Annotated in this window: 2 protein-coding genes and 1 pseudogene; 2 read left to right on the top strand and 1 reads right to left on the bottom strand. The window is 71.4% G+C overall.

Features of this window, described 5'->3' with window-relative positions; all coding sequences use genetic code 11:
* Positions 1-104: 104 nt before the first annotated feature.
* Entirely contained in the window at positions 105-761 is a 657-nt protein-coding gene (locus AOK23_RS41540; protein ID WP_055717578.1) for a carbonic anhydrase, read from the bottom strand.
* A gap of 275 nt (positions 762-1036) precedes the next feature.
* Here AOK23_RS41540 and AOK23_RS41535 point away from each other — a divergent pair, with 275 nt between their 5' ends.
* Positions 1037-2122, top strand: a complete 1086-nt coding sequence (locus AOK23_RS41535) for a response regulator transcription factor (protein ID WP_055717577.1) — start codon at positions 1037-1039, stop codon at positions 2120-2122.
* Positions 2119-2622: pseudogene (locus tag AOK23_RS41530) on the top strand (sensor histidine kinase); the annotation flags it as partial. The gene AOK23_RS41535 and the pseudogene AOK23_RS41530, both read left to right, overlap by 4 nt.

The raw sequence follows: 2622 nt of genomic DNA, 5'->3' as shown, positions 1-2622 counted from the left end.
GAGCGGCGCCTCGGGCGGCCCCCACTCCGCTCCCCCAGGGCCGCCCCAGTCGGTCGCGGTGGGCCTCCGGTGGGCGCCCCCCGCGTGCCGGCCGTGTGCGCCGCTCATGAGCCGTGCACCTCGAAGCCGCCGTCCTCGTCGAGTTCATGGATCGTGCCGGTGTCGATCTCGTAGTACCAGCCGTGCAACCGCAGCCGTCCGGCGTTCAGTTGCTGCCGGGCGACGGGGTACTCGCGGAGCACGGCGAGCTGGTTGCGGATGTTCAGCTGGACGACCTCCCGCAGGGCGGGGTCGTCGGACACGGCGGCGACCCCCCTGACGGGCGCGTCCTCACCGTCCGCCCCGCCTCCGTCGCGCAGGACGGGGGCGAGCGCGGGGCGGGCGTAGTCGAGCCACGCGTCCACCCGGGGCAGCCCCGACAGGTCGGCGCGGTACTTCAACGCGCCCATCGCCCCGCAGTGAGAGTGCCCGCAGACGACGATGTCCTGAACGCCGAGCACCTCCAGTGCGTACTCGATGGTGGCGGCCTCGCCGGAGGCCGCTCCGTACGCGTCGTGCGGCGGCACGATGTTGCCCGCATTCCGTAGCTCGAATATCTCTCCGGGGCGCGCTCCGGTGATCAGCGCGGGAATCACCCGGGAGTCCGAGCAGGTAATGAACAACGCCTCGGGAAATTGCCCGACGGCGAGTTTCCGGTATTCGTCGCTCTCGAAGTCGACCCGGCGCCTGAACGACCGGGCGCGATCCAGCAACGCCTTCATCTTGCCCTCCTAGCTGCTTCCGACCAGGTAGGACGACCGTAGGGGGGCGATGACCAGAGGAAGGTTAAGCGAACACTAAAACACCGCCAGGGTTTCCACAGATTTCAGCCAGGGCACCCTTCTCCGCAGGCCGACCGGCTGAATACAAGCGGTTTCTGAGGGTCATTTCACAATGCTCCGGATTCACTGCACATCGCTGTTCGGTCTCTTGTAGCGTGGTCGACCCCACAGCACGGGAACCGTGTTGTACGGACCCTTTGGAGAGACAGGACGCCATGGGCGTACGAGTGCTGCTCATCGAGGACGACGAGACGATCGCCGAACCGCTCGCCGACGGGCTGCGCCACTTCGGCCTGGCGGTCCACCACGTGGCCACCGGCGCGGACGGGTTGAGAGGTCCGCACGGCGATGTCGTCCTGCTGGATCTCGGTCTGCCCGACATGGACGGCATCGATGTCTGCCGTGGCATCCGCCGGTCCTCCGACGTCCCCATCATCATCCTCAGCGCGCGGGGCGAGGAGGCCGACCGCGTCCTGGGCCTGGAGCTGGGCGCCGACGACTACCTGGCGAAACCATTCAGCATCCGCGAGCTGGTGGCCCGGATACGAGCGGTGTCCCGACGGCACCAACGGCCCGGGCCGGAGACGGGGACACGGGAGGCGCCCGGCGCCCGGCGCGGCATCGGTGCCTCGCCCGAGTACGACTGGGCGACGGCGTACGAGACGCCCGCGCACGGCACCCGTGTGAACGAACGCCCTGTCCACGAACCCCCTGTCCGCGACCACACCGTCCACGAACCCCCCGTCTACCGAACTCCGGCCTACCAGTCCCCCGCCTACGAACCCCCCGTCCACGAGCCGCCCGTCTACGAGCCTCCTGTCTACGAGCCACCCGTCTACGAGCCCCCTGCCTACGCACCTCCCTCCTACGAACAGGCCCCGGCCGAGCCCCGTGACGCCTCCGGCGTGGGCGGCACCGGCAGCGCGGGCGACCGTTCCGTGCCGTCTCCCGGGCCGCTGGTCGTGGACCGGCGGACGCGGCAGGTGTGGGTGGGGGACGTGCCGGTCGCGCTGACGCCGAAGGAGTTCGAGCTGCTGGCGCTGCTCACCGAGGACCCGGGGGCGGTCTACTCCCGGCAGCAGATCCTCAACCGCGTCTGGGACGACCACTACCAGGGCCCCACCAAGACCCTGGACGTGCATGTCGCCACCCTGCGCCGCAAGCTCGGCGACCCGGCGTGGATCCAGACCCTGCGGGGTGTCGGCTTCCGGCTCGCCGTCCGCGGGCCCGGGCCGGGGCAGGGCCGTGGGCCGGGGCCCGGGCAGGGTCGGCACCACACGCCCGAGGCGGCGGCCTCATGACCCGCCGGCTGCTGCTGAGCTACCTCAGCCTCGCCGCCCTCGTCCTGCTGGGCCTGGAGGTCCCGCTGGGCTTCGTCTACTCGCGGGCCGAACGCGAGCGGATCGTCAACTCCGCCAACGACGAGGCCGAGTCGGTCGCCGCGTTCGCCGCGCTGTCCCTCGCCGCCCGGCGTCCGGACGAACTCGCCGAACGCGCCGCGCACTGCGCCGAGCGCATCGGCGGCAAGGTGGTCATCGTCGACGCCCGGGGGAACCTGCTGGCCACCTCGCACGACCTGTCCGCGGAGGAGAGGCGGGACCTGGCCTCCCTCCCCGAGATCTCCGCCGCGCTCAAGGGCCGCGCCACCACCGACGTACGCACGACGACGACCGGCGGCGTCCACTACCTGTCCGTGGCGGCCCCCGTGGGCCACACGGCCACGGCCACAACCGCCGACACCGCCCCAGCCTCAGCCCCTGCCCCAGCCGCCCCGACGGTCACCCACGCGGGTGCCCGTACG

It is taken from the genome of Streptomyces torulosus, from assembly GCF_001419765.1.
GTDB classification, from domain to species: Bacteria; Actinomycetota; Actinomycetes; order Streptomycetales; family Streptomycetaceae; genus Streptomyces; species Streptomyces torulosus.
The sequence above is the reverse complement of the archived record's forward strand: the minus strand, read 5'-3'. Positions and strand labels throughout refer to the sequence as shown.

Bases quoted from the DNA above. Each gene is read 5' to 3' on its own strand.
- AOK23_RS41535 (WP_055717577.1), top strand. From the start codon at position 1,037: ATGGGCGTACGAGTGCTGCTCATCGAGGACGACGAGACGATCGCCGAA.
- AOK23_RS41540 (WP_055717578.1), bottom strand. From the start codon at position 761: ATGAAGGCGTTGCTGGATCGCGCCCGGTCGTTCAGGCGCCGGGTCGAC.